This window comes from Hyphomonas sp. (assembly GCF_022844445.1).
Classification (GTDB): domain Bacteria; phylum Pseudomonadota; class Alphaproteobacteria; order Caulobacterales; family Hyphomonadaceae; genus Hyphomonas.
This window is the reverse complement of sequence record NZ_JALHLS010000012.1, coordinates 49,815-69,789: the sequence shown is the minus strand read 5'-3', so window position 1 is coordinate 69,789 and position 19,975 is coordinate 49,815. Positions and strand designations below refer to the sequence as shown.

Genomic DNA, 19,975 nt, shown 5'->3' with positions numbered 1-19,975 from the left:
ATTCAAGAACTTGAGCCGCAAGACTTAGATGCCAAGTTAGGACTTTATGTCGTACGAAAAGCAAGAAGCAAGCCGGTCGGACCAGTGACTCCTGATAAAGCCCCCGAACAGGACGCGCCTGCGGAGCCTGCGAAGCGGCGCCGGGGAGGGCGTGTCTGGTACGTTATCGGCGGCTTTGTCTTTGTTTTTCTGGGAGGATCGCTGCTCCTCTGGTTCCTGCGCAAACCCGTGGCGGAGCAGGCCCTTTCGGCCTGGTGCGCCGAGCGCGACCTCAAGTGTGACGCAAATTTCACCGAACTGGACACCTCTGGCATCACCGTTTCGGCGGTGAAGGTCTCCTCCGGCACAGCCATGCCGGCTGAAGCAGCGCAAGTGCGCGCCGACATCCGCTGGACCGGGCTGTTCACGCCCGAGTTGACCGGCGTTACGGTTAACGGGCTTTCCCTTCGCGGTACGCTGGATGCAAACGGTCTGCGCTTCGGCGGGCTTGAAAGGCTTGTCCAAACAGGCAGTGGAGGCAGCAAGGCGCCGCCGATCGAGATTGCCGATGCCCGCATCCTGCTAGACACACCCTTCGGCCCGACCAGCGCCACCCTGACCGTCTCCGGCACCCTGCCTCGAAATGGCACAATCACGCTGCGGCTCGATCCTGGCGAACTGAGCAATCCGCTCGCCCGCGCCAACGTGCGCGAAGGGCGCCTCGATGTGCGCGCGGTGGACGGCGCTGTCGAGGCCGAGCTGGGGCTCGGTATCGGCGAAGCGGCCGTTGGCCAGATCGGGCTTGAGGATTTCGACCTTCTGACTCGCGCCGAGTTCAATTCAGATGCCGGCCATCCTGCTGCGTTCGAATGGTCGCTGCGCGCCGCCCGCATCGCCTCGCCGGAACTGCGCGCCACCGATATCCGGACGGCGGGGCGCACTGAATTCAAGACGCTTCCGGAGGCCACGATCGCCGCGGCGATGAACGAACTCGCCGCGGCGGTTTTCGATGTGGAGGCCTCGAGCCTGACGCTCCGCGGCTATACGTTCGATGCGGCCTCGATCAAGGGCGAACTCGCGGGCAATGATGGGGATGTTTCCGGCCCGCTGATCGCGACGACCGGCATGGTCACCGGACCGGCCGGTTCCGTCACTGACCTGTCCCTGGCCGGTGAGATGGACCGGCGCGAAAGCGGCGCGGCAGGTTTTGACGGAAAGATATCCGTACACGGAGCGGCTCTGGACGCGGACCTGCGTGCGCAAACCAGTGCAGCCTTCAGTTTGCCGGGCGTTCTGGAGGGCCATGCGAGCCATCTGCGTCTCGCACTCGACCGGGCGCTGTCCGGGTTCGATGCAGACGCCAACCTCGCACTGCAGACCGACGGCAAGGCATTCAGTGTTCTGGCGAGCAGCGACGGCGTCCTGACGTCGGCCTCGGGGCTCAGCCTCACAGTGACGCCGGACAAGTTTAAGCCCTGGCTCGCTGTGCTTCCGGACGGCGTGACAGGGCAGGGCGTTATCCGATTGTCGGGCGGCGGTGCGCCATCCGCTTCGATGGACGTCAGGAATTTTTCCATGATGGCCGGTGCAATCATGCTGGACGCGGAGACATTTACACTGTCGAAATGGTCCGTGGGCGGACGCATGCTGGCGGCAAACCTGCGCGGTCTCCGGCTGGAAAGCCAGCCCGAGACGCTGGAGCTTTCCGGTTCCGGAGAGCTGTCCTTTGCCGGAGATGCCGGCGGTGTGACGCTGGCAGCCACGCGCATCAAGGGCGGTCTGGATGCCACGCGCGACCGCACCGGTTGGCGGGTGCAGTCGCTGGGCGCGCCTTGTCTCGCAGTGGATACCCAAGGTCTGACGATGGGAGCCATCCGCCTCTTGCCGGCAACTATCGATGTCTGTCCCGCGAATGGCAGGTTTATGCGCCAGGGGGCAGTGCCTGGCGGTTCCGAACTTCTGGGCTCGCTCAGTCTGCCATTCACAATGGAGTCCGGTGACGGCGTTCTGAAGCTCGACAGCGCGGCCATCGACTGGACCGCCGACGGTGGCTTTGCCCTCACCGCCCGGGCGCGCACGCTAGACCTGCCATTGCAGCTGGGGGAGCGTACACTGACGATCCGAGGCGACGCGCCGCGCATCGACATCGTCACCGGCAAGGGTCCCGCGCAGATCACCGCTCGCCTTGGCGAAACCGTCTTCGGCGGCAGCCTTATTCCCGCGAATGTCTCGGCCGCAGCTTTCTCGTTCAACGGGGTCAGCGCGGCTTCCGGCGTCGAAGGAAAGGTGACCGGCGCTGGCGTGCTGATCACCGACATCAATGCCGATCCCCTCTTCAAGCCGGTGACCGCTGAGTTTTCCGGCACGCTCGGCGAGAACCGCCTGAAGCTGACTGGACCGCTGCAACTTCAGGCGACGGGCACGCCGCTGGCCGACGCCGTCGTCGATCTCAACATCATCAGCCTCGACGGCGATGCTTCAGTAGTCACCCGTCCGCTGGTGTTCCGCCGAAGCGGCCTGCAGCCGGATATGATCTCCGGCCGCTTCACCGGCCTCTTCACAGATGCCGTAGGGGGCGTTTCCAGCGACGCGCGTTTCACAATCACCGGCGGCACGATTTCCGGCACGGCAGATGTGCGCGTGCAGGATTTCGGCTTTCAGACGACGCGCCTCGGCCGGGTCACCGGGATCGATGGCAACGTGTACTTTGCCGACCTGATGGGTCTGAAGACGGCGCCCGGTCAGATGCTCAACGTGGCGAGCGTCAATCCGGGTATTCCGCTCGCGGACGGTCACGTCATCTTCGAGCTGCGCGATGGCGGCATTCTCCATCTCGACACGGTGACCTTCCCCTTTGGCGGCGGCAGGCTCGCCATAGCGCCGTTCGACTGGGCGCTGGATGGAGGTCTGCAGGACCAGTCAGTTGCAGTAACCGCTGATGCCATCGACCTTGGCCGCCTCGTCGAGATCCTGAAACTGCCGGATACCACCGCGACCGGCACCGTCAGCGGTTCCTTCCCGATCGTGTTCACGGACAACCGTGTACAGATCAAGGACGCGCGCTTGCGCGCTGATGATCCCGGCGGGCGCCTTTCGTATACCGGCGGCGCTGTAGACGCAGCGGCGGGGCAGGACGCGAATGCGAGCCTTGCCTTTGACGCGCTGCGTGATCTTAAGTTCGAAGTGCTGGAAGTCGGCATCAACGGTGATCTTGCGGGTGACCTGCGCGCGGACCTGCTGCTGATCGGCGAGAACATCAATCCGCTGCCGATGGGCAACCGTCTGACGCTGCCCGCCGGGCAGGCCTTTGAATTTGCCATCGGATTTGACCTGCCTCTCGGCACGCTGATCGAGAACCGTCTCGGCCTCATCAGCCAGGATGACCTGATCGATGCCACGCTGGAGCTTTTGAACGATGATCAGGTCCGCGAGGGGCAGGTTCCGGAGGCGCCCGCGGAGCCGCCATCTGAATGACGGGCAACAGGCCAGTCGATTGACGTTAAGCCCCGGCGTGTCATTGTCTCGTTGTGGTATCAGGAGTTTGCCGTCATGGCCTACCAAAGACTACTGCTTGTCGCGGCCAGCGCCGCTACGCTCGCAGCCTGCACGCCGACCGTGCGGATCGAGCCTTCCGACAAGCCGATCAAGATCGATCTCAATGTGAAGATCGACCAGACTGTGCGCATCCAGCTCGACCGCGAGGTCGAAGACCTGATCGCCAGCAACCCAGACCTGTTCTAGCCGCGAAGCCGAGGAGACATTCAATGACTGCCCTTCGCACACTTCTGATCTCGATCAGCCTTGCCCTGGCTGCTTTCGCCTTTGCCCCGCCAGCAACGGCGGGCGACCCCGTCATCGACGCGGCCATCGCGTCCGGTACGGTTGGCGAGCGCATTGACGGCTATCTCGGCGTTGTCAGCAATGCCGACGCTGCTGTGACCCGCAAGGTTCAGGACATCAACAATCGCCGCCGCGCCGTCTACGAGCAGACCGCCAAGGAGAACAGGACGACCGTGCAGATTGTCGCGCAGCTTGCCGGCGAGAAGCAGATCACCAAGCTCGAGCCCGGCCAGTTCTACATGGACGAGTCTGGCAGCTGGCAGGCCAAGTAGGCTCTCCTGCCCGCGGCATAAAGCAAACACAGCATCCCGCCGATTTCATAGATCGGCGGGATGTTCTATTCAGGACAGATGTCACGTACCTTCATCGTCTGGATTGTCGCGGCCCTCGTGGGCCTTGGCGCGCTCCTCTGGGGCGCAACTTTCTTCTGGCAAGGACTGGGCAGTGGCCTCAGCGGCCATGGCTGGTTTGCCTACATCCTCGGCGGCGTGCTGACGCTGGGCCTTTCCGCAGGACTTTTCGCGCTCAGCTTCTACAGCGCCCGGCACGGCCACGACGATATCGATCCGCCTGCAGGTAGTTAAGCAGGATCGCCGATTCGGACTGCCTTACACTCCTGTCACGCACGCTTGATTGACACACCGGGCGGAGCACCCGATTCTAGCGCATGGCTGGATCCAAAGACGGGCTGAAACCAATGAACCTCGACCCTGCGCGTTTCGCAGCGTTTATCGCTGCGCGTCTCTGTCACGACATTGTCTCCCCAGCGGCCACGATGTCGCTGTCCCTGGAGATGCTCGACAGTCCCGGCAGTCCGGAAGAAAAGGCGCACAGCGAGCGAACCCTGCGGGAGGGCGCGCAAGGCGTGGCGGCAACACTGCAGTTCCTGCGCTACGCCTTCGGCTCTATGGGCCTGCAGCCTGGTACGGCGGACGCGCACCAGTTCAAAAAGCTGACGGACGACTATGTCCGCTTTCAGAAGCCCAGCATCGAATGGGATCTGTCCACCACCGAGCTTGGCTATGGCCATGCCCGCCTGATTATGAACCTCGTCCTGGTGGGCCTGACGGCCACCGTGCGTGGCGGGGTCATCCATATCCGTGTGCGGGAGGAAGGGGGCGTCAAGAACGTGGTCGTCACCTGCAAGGGCGACCGGGTGGTACTTAAGGAAGACGTGGCCAAGGCTTTGGCGGGTGAAGAGCCCGAAAGCGGCTGGCGGCCGGAGAATATCCAGCCCCTGTTCGCTAAGATGACCTGCGACGGGCTTGGCGGCACGCTGCATGCCAAAACCACTCAAGACGGCGTGGTTTTTATGGCGACGGGCCTGCGTCAGCAAACGTCCTGAGGGCAGACGTAAACGTTTTGGTCAGGGTTTGTTAACACCTCTGAGGCACCCATCAGACGTGTCAAACCCTTCGCTTCAGCGGATTTTCGCCCTATGAAGACGTGCCTGATTGTGGACGACTCCCGGGTTGTCCGGAAGGTTGCGTCCCGGATCGTCCGGGATCTCGGGTTTTCCGTCACCGAAGCCGCCGAGGGCGCAGAAGCGTTGCGGATGTGCCGAGAATCCATGCCGGATGTCGTGATCCTGGACTGGAACATGCCCGTGATGAATGGGATCGACTTCGTGAAGGCCCTGCGCCGCGAGGACGGCGGGAAAACGCCCCGGGTCGTGTTCTGTTCGATCGAAAACGACGCCGAACACATCCGTGAAGCGCTGGGGTGCGGCGCGGACGAGTTCATTATGAAACCCTTCGATGCCGACATTCTCGAGAGCAAATTCGCAGAAGTCGGCCTCATCTGAAGCCTTTCTTAACATTGGGCGGCCTAACGGTAACATTTGAGGCCCCCGAAGCCTCCCGTCGGAGCGGCGCATGCAGGACACCATTTTCAATGCCCTCGCGGACCTGGCCCTGAACGCCTCGGGCCAGTCGATCCCGGCATCCAAAGCCTACCTGATCGAGGCCCGCCTCGCCGCCGTCGCCCGACGCGAAGGCTTCGGCAGCCTCGAAGACCTCGTCCACTGCCTCGAGTCGCGCCAGAATCCTGTCTTCCGCGCCGAAGTCGCTGCCGCGCTCCTGTCCCGCGACACCTGGTTCTTTCGCGAGCCGGGCTCGCTCGACGGACTGGTGAAGAACCGTCTGCCGGAACGCATTGCCGCCTCGTCGTCGGGCCGTATCCGCCTCTGGTGCGCCGGTGGCAGCACCGGGCAGGAGGCCTATTCGCTGGCCTTGCTGCTGGAAGACGAGGCGCCTGCGGGTCTTGCCGGCGCCAAGGTCGAAATCCTCTCCACTGATCTCTGCAAGCAGGCGATCGAGAAGGCGCGCTCTGGCACCTTCGGCCATTACGAGGTGCAACGCGGCCTCTCCATCCACCGGCTGCTGAAGCACTTCACGCGGCTCGATTCCGGTGACTGGCAGGCCTCCGAGGCGCTGCGCACCCGCGTCAGCTTCCGCGTCCACAACCTGCTGGAGCCGGCCGGCGGCCTCGGCAAGTTCGAGATCATCCTGTGCCGCAACGTCTTGTCCGGCATGGCGCGCTCGGCGCGCGTCCGCGTGGTCGAAAGCCTCGCCAACCAGCTCGCCCCCGGCGGCCTGATCGTCCTCGGCGACGGCGAAAGCCTCTACAGCCTCACTGACCGGCTCGAGCCCGCCGGCGACGTCCGCTGCGGCTGGGTCGCGGCCGGGACGGCGAACGCCAAGGCCAGCGCGGCCTGACGACCTAACCTTTCATCTCGGGCGCCGTTGATCGGGTCGAGGCAGGCGGCGCTGGCATCGGGCGCAGCTGGGACATCTCGGCGAAATGGCCCCGGCGCTCGGTGAAGCCGCTGATCACGTCCCGGAGGGCAGGGGGCGCCGGGACGCGGCGGACAGTCAGCATGGCAGGGGTTTTCCGGGCTCGCGGCGAAGCCGGGATACTGGCTGAGTGGCAGGTGGCTCGCAATCCCTCCGGTTTTGTCCTATATGCGCGCCAACAGCAGCTGCTCCGGGCCTTGACCCCGGCGGGAGTGAAAGATGACGACGCCTGATACGACGTGGCCGGACGGCCGCCTGAACTCGCTTGGCTTTGCCAAGCCGCCCCACATGACCCGCGTGGTCGCTGCCATGTCCGGCGGCGTGGATTCCTCCGTGGTCGCCGCCATGCTGAAGGCCGAAGGCTATGACGTGATCGGCATCACGCTGCAGCTTTACGACCATGGCGCGGCGATCGAGAAGAAGGGCGCCTGCTGCGCAGGGCAGGACATTCACGATGCGCGCAACGTGGCCGACCGGATTGGCATTCCGCACTATGTGCTGGATTATGAAAGCCGATTCCGCGAGCAGGTCATGGAGGATTTTGCCGACACTTATCTGGCAGGCTCGACACCGATACCCTGCATACGCTGCAACCAGACGGTCAAGTTCTCGGACCTGCTGCGCACCGCGAAGGAGCTCGGCGCCGATTGCCTTGCGACCGGCCATTACATCCGCCGCACGGACGGCCCCGAAGGGCCGGAGCTTCACCGTGCGCGCGATGCCAGCCGCGACCAGTCCTACTTCCTGTTCGCCACCACGCGCGCGCAGCTGGAATACATCCGCTTTCCGCTCGGCGATCTTCCGAAGACGGAGGTTCGCGAACTTGCAGAAAAGTTCAGCCTGCCGGTCGCCGCCAAGCCCGACAGCCAGGATATCTGCTTCGTGCCGGACGGCTCATATGCGAAGGTCGTGGAGAAGCTGCGCCCGGGTTCGGGCCGCGCGGGCGAAATCCAGCATATCGACGGGCGCGTGCTCGGCGCGCATGAAGGCGTGATAAACTACACGATAGGCCAGCGCCGCGGCCTTGGTGTCGCGACCGGCGAGCCGCTCTTCGTGGTGAAGATCGACGCCCCGAAACGCCGCGTGCTGGTGGGCCCGCGCGAGGCGCTGATGACGCGCGGCCTGCTGCTCGAAGAACTGAACTGGCTCGGCCAGGGTAGCCTCGAAGCGGCGGCGCGCGACAGCGCGCGCGTCCTGATCCGTGTACGGTCGACCCGTCCGCCGGTGCCCGGTCGCCTCGGCTATGAGGATGGCCAGCCGTCGGTGTTTTTCGATGCACCGGAAGAGGGCGTGGCGCGCGGTCAGGCGGCCGTGCTGTATGATCCGGAAGGCTCCACCCGGATTCTCGGCGGCGGCTTCATCGCGCGCGCCCTGCCCGCAGATGACCGCGTGGCGGCGATCTGAGCGGGCCCCCGCCAAATAGTTCCGCAATGGCAGTTGACGATTGGGCGACTGGCAGTAGCGTCCACCCGCCAAAGGAGACACCTATGGGGTTGAAATCGAGTTTGTCCGCGTTCCTGCTCAAGAAGGCAGAGGCCCATCATACGCCCGTGCTGGATGTGGGATTCGTACCCAGCCTTCCTTCGCGGATTCTGGACGCAGACGAGCCGCATCCGGAAACCACCCCGCTGGCCTCGAGTGCGGACGTGGAAGGCCAGACTTTCGTGATCTGCTACGTCAACGCAAAAGCAGCCCAGAGTACGCGGCGCATCACGATGCATGCCCTGAAGCGTACGCCGGAAGCGCGGGTCCTGCTGTTTGCACGCTGCGCCGAGACCAGGGAAGTGATGAGTTTCCGCGCCGACCGGATCAAGTACTGCATGGACATTACCGGCGAGGTCTACGAGCCGCCGGCGATGTTCCTCGTCGAGATTTTTGGCCTGGGCCCGTCGGATGCCGCGCTGCTTGCGGCCGAATCAGCCGGCCGGGGCGTCACCTGGCCGCCGAAGGACGAGGCCTTCAGCGTACTGCGCCAGCAGCTGCGCAACGAGCTGACCTTGCTGACGGCAATGGCAGAATCGGACGGTCAGGTTTCACTGGCCGAGTCCGCGGCGATTCTCGCCTACGCGCATGGCCGTTCGGAACTCCTCGGCATCCACCTTGATGAGGCGCGCACACACAAGCTGCAGGGCTTCATCCGCCGCCTGCGTCCCACCGAGCAACAGATCAGCGCCGCTATCGACGAAATCTCGGCGCGGTCTGTCAAGGCGCAGATGGACGTGGTGCTGGCCTGCTCCGAAGTGATGCTGGCAGACGGTCTCGCCCACGCCGAAGAAATTGAACTCCTGGAAAAAATCCAGGCTGATCTCGTACAGGGCTGAGCGTCAGCTCAGCCAGTCAGGCGCTGCGACGCCCGAGGTGAAGGCCGGAGCAGGGTAGCGCGCGAGCAGCTTCTCCACGATCAGGTCGGCGACGCGGTCAGCCTCGCGCACGGGTTCGTACGTCCACTGATCAAGTGTGCCGGTAAAGCGCCGCGCGGCTCCGCGCGCGATCAGGCTCTCGTGCAGCCGCGTGAACTTCGGCGCATGACCTTCCAGCGGCGCAATATGCACCGGCAAGCCGTGCCAGGCTGCTTCCGAAAGCATGTTGGCACTATCTTCGGTGACAATGGCCGCGGTCGAGAACATTAGCCAGGCCAGGTAGGGATTGGGCCCGTCCTGCGCACCGGACCAGAACTGGCCGCCGGTCTCGTCCGCCATCTTGCGGAACGGCGTGATGACTTCGAGGGGCGTGCGGCGGGAAGTCGTGATCCGAAGCCGCCAGCCTTCGGCGGCCAGTTTGCGCAGCTGAGCCTCCAGCCGCGCAGCCGCGTCGGGCGTGAACCGGTGCACCTTGGAATGACCGCCCAGCACCACGACCACACTGCGCCGCGTTTCGTCCGCCAGCGGGGCAAAGGCCTGGCCGGTCTCTTCCAGCATCTCGGCGCCGAAATGCGCCGGTGAGCCGACCGTGGTGATGACATTCGCGCCGCTGACGCCGTCGTGTTGCGGCACGACCAGCAGGTCAAAGTTTGAGGCATCGATCTTCGGATCGAGGATCTGCACGGTGAAAGTCTTGCCGTCCGACCGTTCACGGACGAGTTTGCTGAAGGCCGCCGAGCGGCGCCCCGCAGCGATCCACAAGGTCGGCCAGGGCGGCGCAATGAGGCTGCGCTGCGCCTTGGGCAGAGCGCTCAGCGGCGACGGCCATGTGCCAGCCGGAAGCCAGGTCCAGGGCGCGCGCGGCGTCAGGACCATGGGTTCCGCCCTGTGGGCCTCGCCCATGATGTGCGCGATCCGCAGCCAGCGCGATGGCTCGCCCAGCGCGTGCACAAGGGCGCGCACCTGCGAGGCGTTGCCGGCGCGGCCATCGGAGACCGACCAGATGGAAGGCCCCAACGTCCTCATGGGTGACCCCATGGCGCGTATCCTTACTTGTAAACGACCTTGGCGATTTCGTAGGCGCGCGCGCCCGAGGGGGCCGAGACTTCTGCCTCGTCGCCTTCTTCCTTACCAATCATGGCACGGGCGAGGGGCGAAGTGACGGAGATCTTGCCGTCCTTAACGCTGGCCTCGTCTTCGCCGACGATCTTGTAGGTGAACTTCTCTTCGGAATCGACATCGACGATGGTCACCGTCGCGCCGAAGCGGATTTTCTTGCCGTTCAGCTTGCTGACATCGATGATGTCAGCACGTGCAAGCTTGTCGTCGAGTTCGCTAATGCGGCCCTCGATGAAGCTCTGCTTCTCCTTGGCGGCGTGGTATTCCGCGTTTTCGGACAGATCGCCATGCGAACGCGCTTCGGAAATGGCCGCAATGATGCTGGGCCGCTCGACGGATTTCAGCACCTTGAGTTCAGCCTGAAGTGCAGCATGGCCTTCGGCGGTCATCGGTATGCGTTCCATCGTGAGATTCCCTCATCTTGCGCGGCAAGAAAGCGTGGTTTCAAAAAGCAATCGCGTCAAGTGGGGCGAGCTCAGGTGCTTTGCAAGGCACGCACCGAGATTTCCTGTGTTTTCAGGCTCGCGATGGCCTGAACAGCGGCAATCGAGGCGGCAAGTGTTGTGAAATAAGGGATTTTACGGGCGACCGCGGTGCGCCGGATGGAGGCGGAATCCGACAAGGAGGCGGCGCCTTCGGTCGTGTTGAACATCAGCTGCACTTCGCCGTTGATCATCGCGTCCACGATGTGGGGCTGGCCTTCGAGGACCTTGTTGACGCGCTTGATCGGGATGCCGTTCGCTTCCAGATGCGTAGCCGTGCCGCTGGTCGCGAGGATCGTGAAGCCCATCTCGACCAGGTTGCGGGCCGCTTCCACGGCGCCCGGCTTGTCATTGTCGCGCACTGAGATGAACACTGCGCCTTCGGCCGGCAGGCGGATGCCGCCGCCAAGCTGGCTCTTCAGGAATGCCATTCCGAAATCATCGTCCCAGCCCATGACTTCGCCGGTCGAACGCATCTCTGGGCCAAGCTGCGGGTCTACGCCCGGGAAGCGGGCGAAGGGGAAGACAGCTTCCTTGATGGCGATGCGGCGCGGGTTGGCGTGGCGCAGGTCGAAGTCCGTCAGCGGACGGCCGGCCATCACCTTGGCCGCGATAGCCGCAATCGGTGCACCGACGGCTTTGGCCACGAAGGGCACCGTGCGGCTGGCGCGGGGGTTCGCTTCGAGGACGTAGATCTCCTCACCTTTGACCGCGAACTGGATGTTGATCAGGCCGCGGACGTTCAGCGCACGGGCAAGCGCAATGGTCTGCTTGGCCAGCCGGCCCTGCAACGCGGGCGACAGTGTGAAGGGTGGCAGAGCGCAGGCGGAGTCGCCCGAGTGCACGCCGGCTTCCTCGATATGCTCCATGATGCCGGCCACGTGCACATCGTGCCCGTCGCAGATCGCATCGACGTCCACCTCGATGGCGTCAGAGAGATAGCGGTCGATGAACAGTGACTGGTCGCCGGACACCTTCAGCGCTTCGGCTGCGAATTTGCGCAGGTCCTCGTCATTGCGCGCGATTTCCATGGCGCGGCCGCCCAGCACGAACGAAGGGCGCAGCATGACCGGATATCCGATCTCGTTGGCCTTCACTTCTGCTTCCTCGACGCTGCGCGCAGTGCGCGACGGCGCCTGCTGGATTTTCAATTCGTCGAGCAGGCGGGCAAACTGCTCGCGGTCTTCGGCAAGGTCGATGGAGGCGGGCGTCGTGCCGAGGATCGGCACCTTCTCATCGAACAGCGGGCCGGCCAGCTTCAGCGGTGTCTGACCACCGAATTGCACGATCAGGCCGAGAAGTTCACCGCTCGATTGCTCCTTGTGCACAATCTCGAGCACGTGCTCGATCGTCAGGGGCTCGAAATACAGGCGGTCCGAGGTATCATAGTCCGTGGACACCGTTTCCGGGTTGCAGTTGACCATGATTGACTCGATGCCGAGATCCGACATCGCGAAGGCGGCGTGGCAGCAGCAATAGTCGAACTCAATACCCTGACCGATACGGTTGGGGCCGCCACCGAGGATCATCGCCTTCTTGCGCGTTGAAGGCAGGGCCTCGCAGTCCGGCGCGCCCTGTCCGTACGCGGCGTGCTCGTAGGTCGAATAGAGGTAAGGCGTCTTGGCAGCAAATTCGGCCGCACAGGTATCAATCCGCTTGTAGACCGGGCGCACGTTCATCGAATGACGCAGGCCGCGCACCCAGCCTTCGGCCTGACCGGTCAACTCGCCGAGACGCTTGTCGGAAAAGCCCTTGGCTTTCAGCTCGATCAGCTCATGCGCGGTGCGGGGCAGGCCTTTTCCCCGAATCTCGCCTTCGGTCATCACGATGTCTTCGATCTGCCGCAGGAACCACGGGTCAAACGAGGTGACGTTCTGAACGTCCTCCACACTGAGGCCCATGCGGAAGGCTTCAGCGATCACGCGCAGACGGTCCGGGGACTGAATACCCAGCGCCTGGCGCAGTGACGCCACGCTATCGAAGGGTATTTCGTTGAGGCCGGACAGGCCCGTCTCCAGCGAGCAGAGCGCCTTCTGCAGGCTCTCCTGGAAGCTGCGGCCGATAGCCATCGCTTCGCCCACGGATTTCATCGCGGTGGTCAGTACGGGGTCGGCGCCCTTGTACTTCTCGAAGGCGAAGCGCGGGATCTTGGTGACGACATAATCGATGGTCGGCTCGAACGAAGCAGGTGTGACGCCCGTGATGTCGTTCAGAAGTTCATCAAGCGTGTATCCAACGGCGAGCTTCGCAGCGATCTTTGCAATCGGGAAGCCTGTGGCCTTGGAGGCGAGCGCTGAAGAGCGCGAGACGCGCGGGTTCATCTCGATGACGACGAGGCGGCCGTCCTTCGGATTGACAGCGAACTGTACGTTCGAGCCGCCGGTCTCCACGCCGATCTCGCGCAGCACCGCGATCGAGGCGTTGCGCATCACCTGATACTCTTTGTCCGTCAGCGTCAGCGCCGGCGCCACGGTGATGGAGTCGCCGGTGTGGACACCCATCGGGTCAATATTCTCGATGGAGCAGACGATGATGCAGTTGTCCGCCTTGTCGCGGACGACTTCCATTTCGTACTCCTTCCAGCCGACGAGGCTTTCGTCGACGAGGATCTGGGCTGTGGGCGAGGCGGCGAGACCCGAGCGGCAGATCTCTTCATACTCCTCGACATTGTAGGCAATGCCGCCGCCGGTGCCGCCGAGCGTGAAGGCCGGGCGGATGACGGCAGGTAGGCCGACGATGTCGATGGCATCCATCGCTGCCTTGAGGCCGGAGATGCGGTCAAAGCGCTTGGGCTTGCCGGCCTCGGTGGGAAGTTCCGGCGAGGCAATGATCGCGGCGCGCGGGTTCTCGAGGCCGATTCGGTCCATCGCCTCGCGGAAGAGTTTGCGGTCCTCGGCCATCTCGATGGCTTCCGCCTTCGCGCCGATCAGCTCCACGCCATACTTTTTCAGAATGCCCGAATGGTGCAGGTCGAGGGCGCAGTTCAGCGCTGTCTGCCCGCCCATTGTCGGCAGGAGGGCGTCCGGCTTCTCGATAGCGATGATCTTCTCGACGATCTCCGGCAGGATCGGTTCGATATAGGTTGCGTCCGCCAGGTCCGGATCGGTCATGATCGTGGCGGGGTTCGAGTTCACCAGGATGACGCGGTAGCCTTCCGCCTTCAGCGCCTTGACGGCCTGAACGCCCGAATAGTCGAACTCGCAGGCCTGGCCGATGATGATCGGTCCGGCACCGATAATGAGGATCGAGGAGATATCTGTGCGCTTCGGCATGGGGGACTCTCCTGGGTCGGCGGGCAAACGGCTGCCCTATAGCGGGGAGTCGGGGCAGCGGGCAAGCACTGCAATGTTCTGAAACGCATGGAAAGCGCCCGCGAATCCTGCTGCGGATAGCGCGCTTTCGCATCCCTAGCACAAGGTTTCTCATCATGCGCCGTTTCGTCACCGCTTCCATTGCTGCATTTGCCGCGCTTTCCTTGCCGGCTTGCGTATCCATCGGCGCAGAGACGGAGCTGCCGGCGCAGCCTGCCGCAGCGGAAGTCACAACCGTTGAGGTCATCAAGGAGGTACGCGTTACCACCACGCCGAACCTCTTTATCCTCTACACTCTGAAAGAGGGCGTCACCCCCGAGCAGTTCGAAGAGTGGGTGCGCACGGCCGACCAGCCCGCCATGCGCTCGCTCGCCCGCGTGCAGGATTTCCGCACCTACCGCGCCGAGCGTCTGCTGATGGGCGAGGGCGCCCCGGGCATCGCCTATATCGAAGCCTTCGCCATTCCGGACCTCGATGGTTTCGTCGCCGAGGATATGGGCGGCGAGACGGTGCAGACCGTCATGGGCAGCTTCATGGGTTTCGCCGAAGCGCCGCAATTCGTCGTCGTCTCGGAAGTGAAGTAAGCGGCGCCTGCAATGCCGGGTGGCGTCCGGCCTGATCTTTCGCAGACTTGCGGAAAACGCGGGAGCCGTGCCGCTCGCCGCCCGCTTTGCCGCCCTGGCTTCTGAACATCCTGCTCAACCTGACGGAGCCGGCCGAACCGGGACCTGCCGAATAAGCCTCGCACGGATACAAGAAGACCCCCGGCTGCCGCTACGGCGAGCCGGGTTTTCTGTTTTCAGCCCGATGACTGGCTACCAGCGATAGCGGTCGTTCGGGAAACGGTCATTGGCGTCGGCATAGCCGTCGCCGTCAGAATCGCGTGTCTCCGGGTTGCTGCCGCCGCAGTCGCCGGCCTCGCTACAACCCTTCACCGCGCCGGCTACACCGCCGACAGCCGCGCCGATCGCAGCGCCGCGCTTGGCATCGCCGTCACCCACATTGTTTCCGATTGCGGCGCCGGCAACCGCGCCGACGGCGGCGCCGCCCAGGGCGTTGCGTTCGGCAGTGCCAGAAGACGTACAGGCCGCCATGAACAGGGCGGCGGTGCTGACAGCGGCAATTTTGAGAGAGATCTTCATGCGATGGCTCCTTTTCAGATACTGAAGAAGCAACGCCCGCCTCATATGGCGGTTCCGGCGCATTACAGGAATATCAGGTCCACCGTTTGGACAGGCGCTGGCCGATGATGTCGACTTCGCCCTTCTCGGCGCCCGCATATCCGGTCACCGCATCCGCGACGAAGGGATTGTCGAGGCGTTCCTGGCCGAAAGTGCTCATCGGTCCGTGGCCCGGCACGAAACGCATCTGGTCGCCGAGAGGCCAGAGCTTGCCGGTAATCGAATCGATCAGCTGCTGGTGATTGCCGCGCGGAAAATCCGTGCGCCCCACCGAGCCGCGGAACAGCACGTCACCGACAAAGGCCATCGCGCCTTCCTGACTGTAGATGACCACATGGCCCGGCGTGTGGCCGGGACAGTGGGCCACGCCGAACTTGTTGCCGGCCAGTTCAAGCACGTCGCCGTCATCCAGATAACGGTCCGGCATCACGTTCTTGCCGTCGGTGATGCCATAGCGCGCGCCCTGCGCTTCGATCTCGTCGAGCAGCCACTGGTCGTCCTTGTGCGGCCCGATGATCGGGCAGCCGGTGCGCTCCTTCACCGCCATCGCCGCGCCCGCATGGTCGAGGTGGCCATGCGTCAGCCAGACGGCGACGATCTTCACCCCGAAATGCTCGGCGGCGCCCATGAGCCGGTCAATATCGCCGCCCGGATCAACGAACACGCCCTCCATTGTCTCCGTCGACCAGATCATCGACGTGTTCTGCTGCAGCGGCGTGACCGGAACGATCCGGATCTCGAGTTTGGGGGCGGTTGTGGTCTGGGTCATGCATCTCACATAGCGGTGGCGGGGCTGGTTCGCAAACCCGGTCTTCGCCGCTTTCCCTGACGCCAGCGCTCGCCTATTTATACTCAGAGCCTGCCAAACCAAGGATACTGACCCATGCGACGTGACGACAGCCGCATCCGCGCCAACGGGCTCGGGGATCTGCTCGGCGGCCGGTTCGGCATCATCCTGCTCGCGCTCGTCGGCCTGTTCATCTACTGGCAGTCGAACCAGAAAGAGGTGCCTTTCGCGCCCGGCAGTAAGCAGCTGAACACGATGTCGGTCGAGCAGGAGATCAAGCTCGGCGCCGAGTCCTACCTGCAGATTCTGCAGGGCGAGCAGCAGCAGGGAAACACCGTGCTGTGCGCCGATCAGGCCAGCTGCATCGGCGAGGCGCGCGAGGTGACCGAGACCGTCCGCGAGATCGGCGCGAGGCTGGAGAAGGCGGCGCTTGAACTCGAGAACGACTATCGCACGGCCGGCTACAATATGCCGGGCGTCGTGGAGAAGTTCGAGTGGACCTATTACGTCGTCGATTCCGCAACGCCCAACGCCTTCTGCCTGCCGGGCGGCTATGTGGCCGTCTATACCGGCATCCTCGACATCACCGGCAATAATGATGGCCGCGTCACGCTCGCCGACCTCGAGGATGTAGATAAACTCGCCGTCGTCATGGGCCACGAGATCGGCCATGCGCTTGCCCACCACGGCGCAGCCCGGATGAGCACGCAGCAGCTGTTACAGATCGGCCAGATGGCGGTGGCCGTCGGCATGGGCGACATGAGCGCCGGCCAGCAGCAGATGGTAATGCAGGCTTTCGGCGTGGCGGCGCAGGGCGGCTTCCTCGCCTTCTCGCGCGATCACGAAACGCAGGCCGACAAGATCGGTCTCGATCTGCTGGTGCGGGCCTGCTACGACCCCCGCGAGGCTCCGGAGCTCTGGGAGCGGATGGGCGCGATCGGAAGTGGCCAGCGCCCGCCGGAATGGATGAGCACCCACCCGGCCTCGGAAACCCGCGCCGAGAACTTTCGTAAATGGATGCCGGACGCGATCGCCGAGTACGAGGCCCGCTGCGGGGAGCTGCGCTGATTTCCGGAATCAGAACGGCCCCCGCCTTGTGAGCGAGGGCCGCCAAAGGGCCATTCCCCAAGAACAGGGAGGAGTATGCTTCCCCCCACCCTCTGAGGTTGTTCTAGAGAGTTGAACCTGAACGGGCTGCAACAGGTGGGGGACCGCGACCGTTCCGCCGCCCTGGGATTCTGCGCCGCCAGGCAGGGCTTCTCTGCGCGTCAGGTTGACCAAAAGGTCCGCCAGCTCGGCCTCGTTGGCAGGCTTGCGACAGACGGGCGCGCCGTTGTAAGGGGCCGGCAGGTCTTCGAACTCTGCCGTCGCGGTAGTGAACACGAACGGAATACCCTTGCGGAGCAGCGTGTCGGCCACCGGCAGCACGGTCCGGCCTCGAGGATCGCTATGTCGAACACGTCTGCTTCGACTTTCTCAAGTGCCGTCGTCAAGACTGCGTCAGCTGGCTGATACGCATGGAAAGCCGAGAAGTTTCATGGTTCTGCTGATTTCGGCAGGGCCGAGCAGCTAAGGTCGCACCCTGGAGCAAGGTCAGCAGGGGAAACGATATGCAATCGCTCTATTGGGTGCTTACCTGGGCTTGCCACCGCAAGTGCGCGCACTGCTACGATGACCGTTTCCGCCCCTATGTGCGCAGCGCCCTGACGGATGTCGTCGCCGAGGGGCAGAGGGCCTATGAGGCCATCCTGGCGAACCTGCCGGACGACATGACATGGACCGACGCGGCCGGGGCCCGCCAGCCGACCCTGATCGTGATGGCGGGCGGCGAACTGCTGATCGACGGTGTGCGGGAAGAGCTGTTCTACCCCGCCCTCGACGCCATCCGCCGCCGCTGGCCGGATGCGCCGCCTCGCCTGTCTGTTCAGACGACGGGAGACGTGCTCGAGCCGGAACATATCGACGCCATGCTTGCCCGCGGTGTCACGACCATCGCGATTGCCTCGATCGACGACTACCATGTCGGCATGAAGGGGGAGCGCAAGTTCCGCTTCATGGAGAAGATCCGGGCGATGATGGCCGAGAAGGGGGTGCGCGAGGTCTCACTTGGCGGCGCGAAGAGCGCGAAGCTGCGCGCGCCCGATCCCGCCGCGCGGCCGCGCGGCGGCGAGCCGACTTTCCTTTTTTCGGCGCCCAGCCTGAACTCTGGATCGGCGAACTTTGGCCGCGCGGGCGGGCCTGGGCCAACGGCCTTACCAATGCCGGCTACGAGACGAACTTTTGCGCCCGCTGGTCGGGGGCAAAGAACTTCCTGAAGATGCACGCCGCTGGCAGCGAAATCGCCATCGAGCCGGACGGTTCCATCTATCCCTGCTGCCTGAAGACGAAAGCACCGCTCGGCTCACTCGCCGAAGAGCGGTTGGAGGAAATCCTCACCAGTGTGCAGACGCTGCCGGCCATCCGGGCTCTCAACGACGGCGATCCGGAAGGCATGGGTCTGGAGACTGGCTGGAGCCGCGAGGAGTTCCGCGCGCGCTCCGTGGCTATGGACGGGAAGGGGCGGGAAGTCGCCAATGCCTGCCTCGGCTGCGACCGGTATTTCGAAGAGCGACTCGGCGGCGACCTAAAGGCCCTGCGGCAGGCCCGGCTGGACAAAAAAAGGACCGCGCAAACGCCGCCATAAGGCGGTCTGCGCGGTCCGAATGTGCAGTCTGGTCCCGCGAACGGGCCCCACCCAGCCTGCGAGCCATTGAGTGAGAGAGCTTAGGTTCGCTGCCCCTGAAAGAAGCAGTTCGACTTTTTACATACCATCGGTATTATAAGGGCTCAACAGGCAAATGCATGGCGAAACGCACTTCAGAGCAGGCCGCAGAAACGCGCGAAGCCGTCCTTCGCGCCGCCCGCCAGCTGTTTGCCTCGCAGGGCTATTCAGCCGCCAGTGTCACGGCGATCGCCGAGGCCGCCGGGGTCACCAAGGGGGCCCTGTTCCACCATTTCACCAGCAAGGAGGAGCTCTTCCTCCAGATCTGGCGCGACCTGCAGCTGGAAATGGACGTTGAAGCCCGTGCGGCAGGCCTGGCCGCGCTCGACCGCAGCGATCCGTTCGCCGCCTTCCTCGCTGGCAGCCGGGTCTATCTCGACTGGGCTTCACGGCCGGAATACCAGCGCATTGTCCTGGCGGACGGGCCCTCTGTTCTCGGCCCCGCGCGCTGGCACCAGCTGGAGTTCGAACTCGGTAACGGGACGTTGGTTCCGGGTACGGATTATCTGGCCGGGCGCGGCCTCTTCCCGAAATCCATGTCGGTGCCCGTCGCACTGATGCTGCAGGCCTCGCTCAATGCCTCCGCCTATGCGCTGGCACAGGGCAAGCTCGGCATTTCCAAGGAACAATTCCTCGAGACCTTCGAACGCCTGCTGCGCGGCCTCGGTCAGACCTCGTCCAGAAGCGCCGGATAGTTGTTGCGGACGTTGCCGACGGCATTGCCGATCGGCCAGGCCATCATGTCCTCGCTTGGAAACGGTTCGAACAGGGGCGTGGGATCGCCCATCGCTGGGTCCAGCCACCAGCCGTAATTTTCGGGCGCCAGTATCACCGGCATCCGGTCATGGATGCCGGCGGTGAAATCGTTGGGCCGTGTAGTCAGGATCGTGAAGGTCTGGATTTCGGAGCCGTCGATCAGCGCCGCGTCCCACAGGCCCGCCACGCAGAACCAGAGCCGGTTCTTCAGCTTGAAGGCAAACGGTGTCTTCGTCTTTCCGCTCACGGACCATTCATAATAGCCCGAGATCGGCACCAGGCAGCGCTTGTGCCGGAAGGCGCCGCGAAACACCGGCTTCTCGTGCGCGGTTTCGGATTGCGCATTGATGGTCGTGAACTTCTTTTCCGACAATGGCTTCGTCCACCATGAGGGCACCAGCCCCCATTGCATCGGCACCATCTCGCGCGCCCGCGTGACTTCGTTGAGCCGCACCACAGGATGGATCTGCGTCGGCGCCGCATTATACGTGGCTTCCGGCGGCTCGACCGTTTCCGGAAGCTCTCCGAGAAGGTTCAGCGCTGCAAAATACTCGGCCCAAGTCACGCCTTCGCGGAAAAAACGGCCACACATGCTGCGTCAGCC

General features: G+C 64.0%; 21 protein-coding genes. 14 read left to right on the top strand and 7 right to left on the bottom strand.

The features are described from left to right. Nucleotides 1–84 precede the first annotated feature (84 nt). The 7 genes from Q0C17_RS13535 to Q0C17_RS13505 all read left to right on the top strand — a co-directional run bounded on the left by Q0C17_RS13535 (nt 85) and on the right by Q0C17_RS13505 (nt 6,536). Nucleotides 85–3,453, top strand: coding sequence for a YdbH domain-containing protein (locus tag Q0C17_RS13535; RefSeq protein ID WP_291207307.1), 3,369 nt, complete (start codon nt 85–87; stop codon nt 3,451–3,453). Between the two features lie 75 nt (nt 3,454–3,528). Beyond that, on the top strand, nt 3,529–3,720 hold the full coding sequence (locus Q0C17_RS13530) for a YnbE family lipoprotein (RefSeq protein ID WP_291207305.1): 192 nt from the start codon (nt 3,529–3,531) through the stop codon (nt 3,718–3,720). 23 nt (nt 3,721–3,743) lie between these two features. Then, nucleotides 3,744–4,091, top strand: coding sequence for a YdbL family protein (locus Q0C17_RS13525; protein WP_291207301.1), 348 nt, complete (start codon nt 3,744–3,746; stop codon nt 4,089–4,091). A gap of 78 nt (nt 4,092–4,169) precedes the next feature. After that, nucleotides 4,170–4,403 carry a hypothetical protein gene (locus Q0C17_RS13520; RefSeq protein WP_291207299.1) on the top strand — a complete coding sequence of 78 codons (234 nt, stop codon included), beginning with the start codon at nt 4,170–4,172 and terminating at the stop codon, nt 4,401–4,403. Between the two features lie 83 nt (nt 4,404–4,486). Further along, nucleotides 4,487–5,164 carry a histidine phosphotransferase family protein gene (locus Q0C17_RS13515; RefSeq protein WP_291207297.1) on the top strand — a complete coding sequence of 226 codons (678 nt, stop codon included), beginning with the start codon at nt 4,487–4,489 and terminating at the stop codon, nt 5,162–5,164. Nucleotides 5,165–5,257: 93 nt separating this feature from the next. Beyond that, on the top strand, nt 5,258–5,623 hold the full coding sequence (locus Q0C17_RS13510) for a response regulator (protein ID WP_291207295.1): 366 nt from the start codon (nt 5,258–5,260) through the stop codon (nt 5,621–5,623). Nucleotides 5,624–5,693: 70 nt separating this feature from the next. Then, nucleotides 5,694–6,536, top strand: coding sequence for a protein-glutamate O-methyltransferase CheR (locus Q0C17_RS13505; protein WP_291207293.1), 843 nt, complete (start codon nt 5,694–5,696; stop codon nt 6,534–6,536). A 4-nt stretch (nt 6,537–6,540) separates the two neighbouring features. Here the strand turns inward: Q0C17_RS13505 and Q0C17_RS13500 are convergent, their stop codons facing one another. Next, nucleotides 6,541–6,699: a hypothetical protein gene (locus Q0C17_RS13500; protein WP_291207292.1), complete on the bottom strand. Its 159-nt coding sequence runs from the start codon at nt 6,697–6,699 to the stop codon at nt 6,541–6,543. Between the two features lie 203 nt (nt 6,700–6,902). Here Q0C17_RS13500 and mnmA point away from each other — a divergent pair, with 203 nt between their 5' ends. Next, a complete protein-coding gene (mnmA, locus tag Q0C17_RS13495; RefSeq protein WP_366914827.1) occupies nt 6,903–8,018 on the top strand; it encodes a tRNA 2-thiouridine(34) synthase MnmA in 1,116 nt (371 codons plus the stop codon). Nucleotides 8,019–8,101: 83 nt separating this feature from the next. Beyond that, nucleotides 8,102–8,935 (top strand): TerB family tellurite resistance protein, encoded by an 834-nt coding sequence (locus Q0C17_RS13490; protein WP_291207288.1) that lies wholly within the window; start codon nt 8,102–8,104, stop codon nt 8,933–8,935. 3 nt (nt 8,936–8,938) lie between these two features. Here the strand turns inward: Q0C17_RS13490 and Q0C17_RS13485 are convergent, their stop codons facing one another. From Q0C17_RS13485 to carB, 3 genes are all read right to left on the bottom strand, one after another. Further along, nucleotides 8,939–10,012 (bottom strand): mitochondrial fission ELM1 family protein, encoded by a 1,074-nt coding sequence (locus Q0C17_RS13485; protein ID WP_291207286.1) that lies wholly within the window; start codon nt 10,010–10,012, stop codon nt 8,939–8,941. An 11-nt stretch (nt 10,013–10,023) separates the two neighbouring features. Then, nucleotides 10,024–10,497 carry a transcription elongation factor GreA gene (greA, locus tag Q0C17_RS13480; RefSeq protein WP_291207284.1) on the bottom strand — a complete coding sequence of 158 codons (474 nt, stop codon included), beginning with the start codon at nt 10,495–10,497 and terminating at the stop codon, nt 10,024–10,026. Between the two features lie 71 nt (nt 10,498–10,568). Then, nucleotides 10,569–13,847, bottom strand: coding sequence for a carbamoyl-phosphate synthase large subunit (carB, locus tag Q0C17_RS13475; RefSeq protein ID WP_291207282.1), 3,279 nt, complete (start codon nt 13,845–13,847; stop codon nt 10,569–10,571). A gap of 155 nt (nt 13,848–14,002) precedes the next feature. Here carB and Q0C17_RS13470 point away from each other — a divergent pair, with 155 nt between their 5' ends. After that, a complete protein-coding gene (locus tag Q0C17_RS13470; protein ID WP_291207280.1) occupies nt 14,003–14,470 on the top strand; it encodes a hypothetical protein in 468 nt (155 codons plus the stop codon). A gap of 231 nt (nt 14,471–14,701) precedes the next feature. On the opposite strand, the gene Q0C17_RS13465 is transcribed toward Q0C17_RS13470, so the two are convergent. Together Q0C17_RS13465 and Q0C17_RS13460 are read right to left on the bottom strand one after the other, a co-directional pair. Next, nucleotides 14,702–15,028, bottom strand: coding sequence for a YMGG-like glycine zipper-containing protein (locus Q0C17_RS13465; protein WP_291207278.1), 327 nt, complete (start codon nt 15,026–15,028; stop codon nt 14,702–14,704). Between the two features lie 73 nt (nt 15,029–15,101). Then, entirely contained in the window at nt 15,102–15,836 is a 735-nt protein-coding gene (locus Q0C17_RS13460) for an MBL fold metallo-hydrolase (protein ID WP_291207276.1), read from the bottom strand. 114 nt (nt 15,837–15,950) lie between these two features. On the opposite strand from Q0C17_RS13460, the gene Q0C17_RS13455 reads away from it, so the two are divergent. From Q0C17_RS13455 to Q0C17_RS13440, 4 genes are all read left to right on the top strand, one after another. Further along, on the top strand, nt 15,951–16,922 hold the full coding sequence (locus Q0C17_RS13455; RefSeq protein ID WP_291207274.1) for a M48 family metallopeptidase: 972 nt from the start codon (nt 15,951–15,953) through the stop codon (nt 16,920–16,922). Between the two features lie 542 nt (nt 16,923–17,464). Beyond that, the gene (locus Q0C17_RS13450; RefSeq protein ID WP_291207272.1) at nt 17,465–18,169 is read left to right on the top strand and encodes a radical SAM protein; all 705 of its coding nucleotides are present in this window, start codon (nt 17,465–17,467) and stop codon (nt 18,167–18,169) included. Nucleotides 18,170–18,171: 2 nt separating this feature from the next. After that, the gene (locus Q0C17_RS13445) at nt 18,172–18,537 is read left to right on the top strand and encodes an SPASM domain-containing protein (RefSeq protein ID WP_291207270.1); all 366 of its coding nucleotides are present in this window, start codon (nt 18,172–18,174) and stop codon (nt 18,535–18,537) included. Between the two features lie 158 nt (nt 18,538–18,695). Next, on the top strand, nt 18,696–19,310 hold the full coding sequence (locus Q0C17_RS13440; protein ID WP_291207268.1) for a TetR family transcriptional regulator: 615 nt from the start codon (nt 18,696–18,698) through the stop codon (nt 19,308–19,310). Here Q0C17_RS13440 and Q0C17_RS13435 read toward each other — a convergent pair. Next, entirely contained in the window at nt 19,283–19,963 is a 681-nt protein-coding gene (locus Q0C17_RS13435; RefSeq protein ID WP_291207266.1) for an SOS response-associated peptidase, read from the bottom strand. The two genes, Q0C17_RS13440 and Q0C17_RS13435, sit on opposite strands and share 28 nt — an antisense overlap. Nucleotides 19,964–19,975: the final 12 nt, after the last annotated feature.

Excerpts from the sequence above, each read along its gene's own strand:
- Q0C17_RS13465 (WP_291207278.1), bottom strand. The coding sequence starts at position 15,028 with ATGAAGATCTCTCTCAAAATTGCCGCTGTCAGCACCGCCGCCCTGTTC.
- Q0C17_RS13505 (WP_291207293.1), top strand. The coding sequence starts at position 5,694 with ATGCAGGACACCATTTTCAATGCCCTCGCGGACCTGGCCCTGAACGCC.
- Q0C17_RS13500 (WP_291207292.1), bottom strand. The coding sequence starts at position 6,699 with ATGCTGACTGTCCGCCGCGTCCCGGCGCCCCCTGCCCTCCGGGACGTG.
- Q0C17_RS13515 (WP_291207297.1), top strand. The coding sequence starts at position 4,487 with ATGGCTGGATCCAAAGACGGGCTGAAACCAATGAACCTCGACCCTGCG.
- carB (WP_291207282.1), bottom strand. The coding sequence starts at position 13,847 with ATGCCGAAGCGCACAGATATCTCCTCGATCCTCATTATCGGTGCCGGA.
- Q0C17_RS13470 (WP_291207280.1), top strand. The coding sequence starts at position 14,003 with ATGCGCCGTTTCGTCACCGCTTCCATTGCTGCATTTGCCGCGCTTTCC.
- Q0C17_RS13525 (WP_291207301.1), top strand. The coding sequence starts at position 3,744 with ATGACTGCCCTTCGCACACTTCTGATCTCGATCAGCCTTGCCCTGGCT.
- greA (WP_291207284.1), bottom strand. The coding sequence starts at position 10,497 with ATGGAACGCATACCGATGACCGCCGAAGGCCATGCTGCACTTCAGGCT.
- Q0C17_RS13490 (WP_291207288.1), top strand. The coding sequence starts at position 8,102 with ATGGGGTTGAAATCGAGTTTGTCCGCGTTCCTGCTCAAGAAGGCAGAG.
- Q0C17_RS13435 (WP_291207266.1), bottom strand. The coding sequence starts at position 19,963 with ATGTGTGGCCGTTTTTTCCGCGAAGGCGTGACTTGGGCCGAGTATTTT.
- Q0C17_RS13440 (WP_291207268.1), top strand. The coding sequence starts at position 18,696 with ATGGCGAAACGCACTTCAGAGCAGGCCGCAGAAACGCGCGAAGCCGTC.
- Q0C17_RS13450 (WP_291207272.1), top strand. The coding sequence starts at position 17,465 with ATGCAATCGCTCTATTGGGTGCTTACCTGGGCTTGCCACCGCAAGTGC.
- Q0C17_RS13530 (WP_291207305.1), top strand. The coding sequence starts at position 3,529 with ATGGCCTACCAAAGACTACTGCTTGTCGCGGCCAGCGCCGCTACGCTC.
- Q0C17_RS13460 (WP_291207276.1), bottom strand. The coding sequence starts at position 15,836 with ATGACCCAGACCACAACCGCCCCCAAACTCGAGATCCGGATCGTTCCG.
- Q0C17_RS13445 (WP_291207270.1), top strand. The coding sequence starts at position 18,172 with ATGCACGCCGCTGGCAGCGAAATCGCCATCGAGCCGGACGGTTCCATC.
- mnmA (WP_366914827.1), top strand. The coding sequence starts at position 6,903 with ATGACCCGCGTGGTCGCTGCCATGTCCGGCGGCGTGGATTCCTCCGTG.
- Q0C17_RS13510 (WP_291207295.1), top strand. The coding sequence starts at position 5,258 with ATGAAGACGTGCCTGATTGTGGACGACTCCCGGGTTGTCCGGAAGGTT.
- Q0C17_RS13485 (WP_291207286.1), bottom strand. The coding sequence starts at position 10,012 with ATGGGGTCACCCATGAGGACGTTGGGGCCTTCCATCTGGTCGGTCTCC.
- Q0C17_RS13455 (WP_291207274.1), top strand. The coding sequence starts at position 15,951 with ATGCGACGTGACGACAGCCGCATCCGCGCCAACGGGCTCGGGGATCTG.
- Q0C17_RS13520 (WP_291207299.1), top strand. The coding sequence starts at position 4,170 with ATGTCACGTACCTTCATCGTCTGGATTGTCGCGGCCCTCGTGGGCCTT.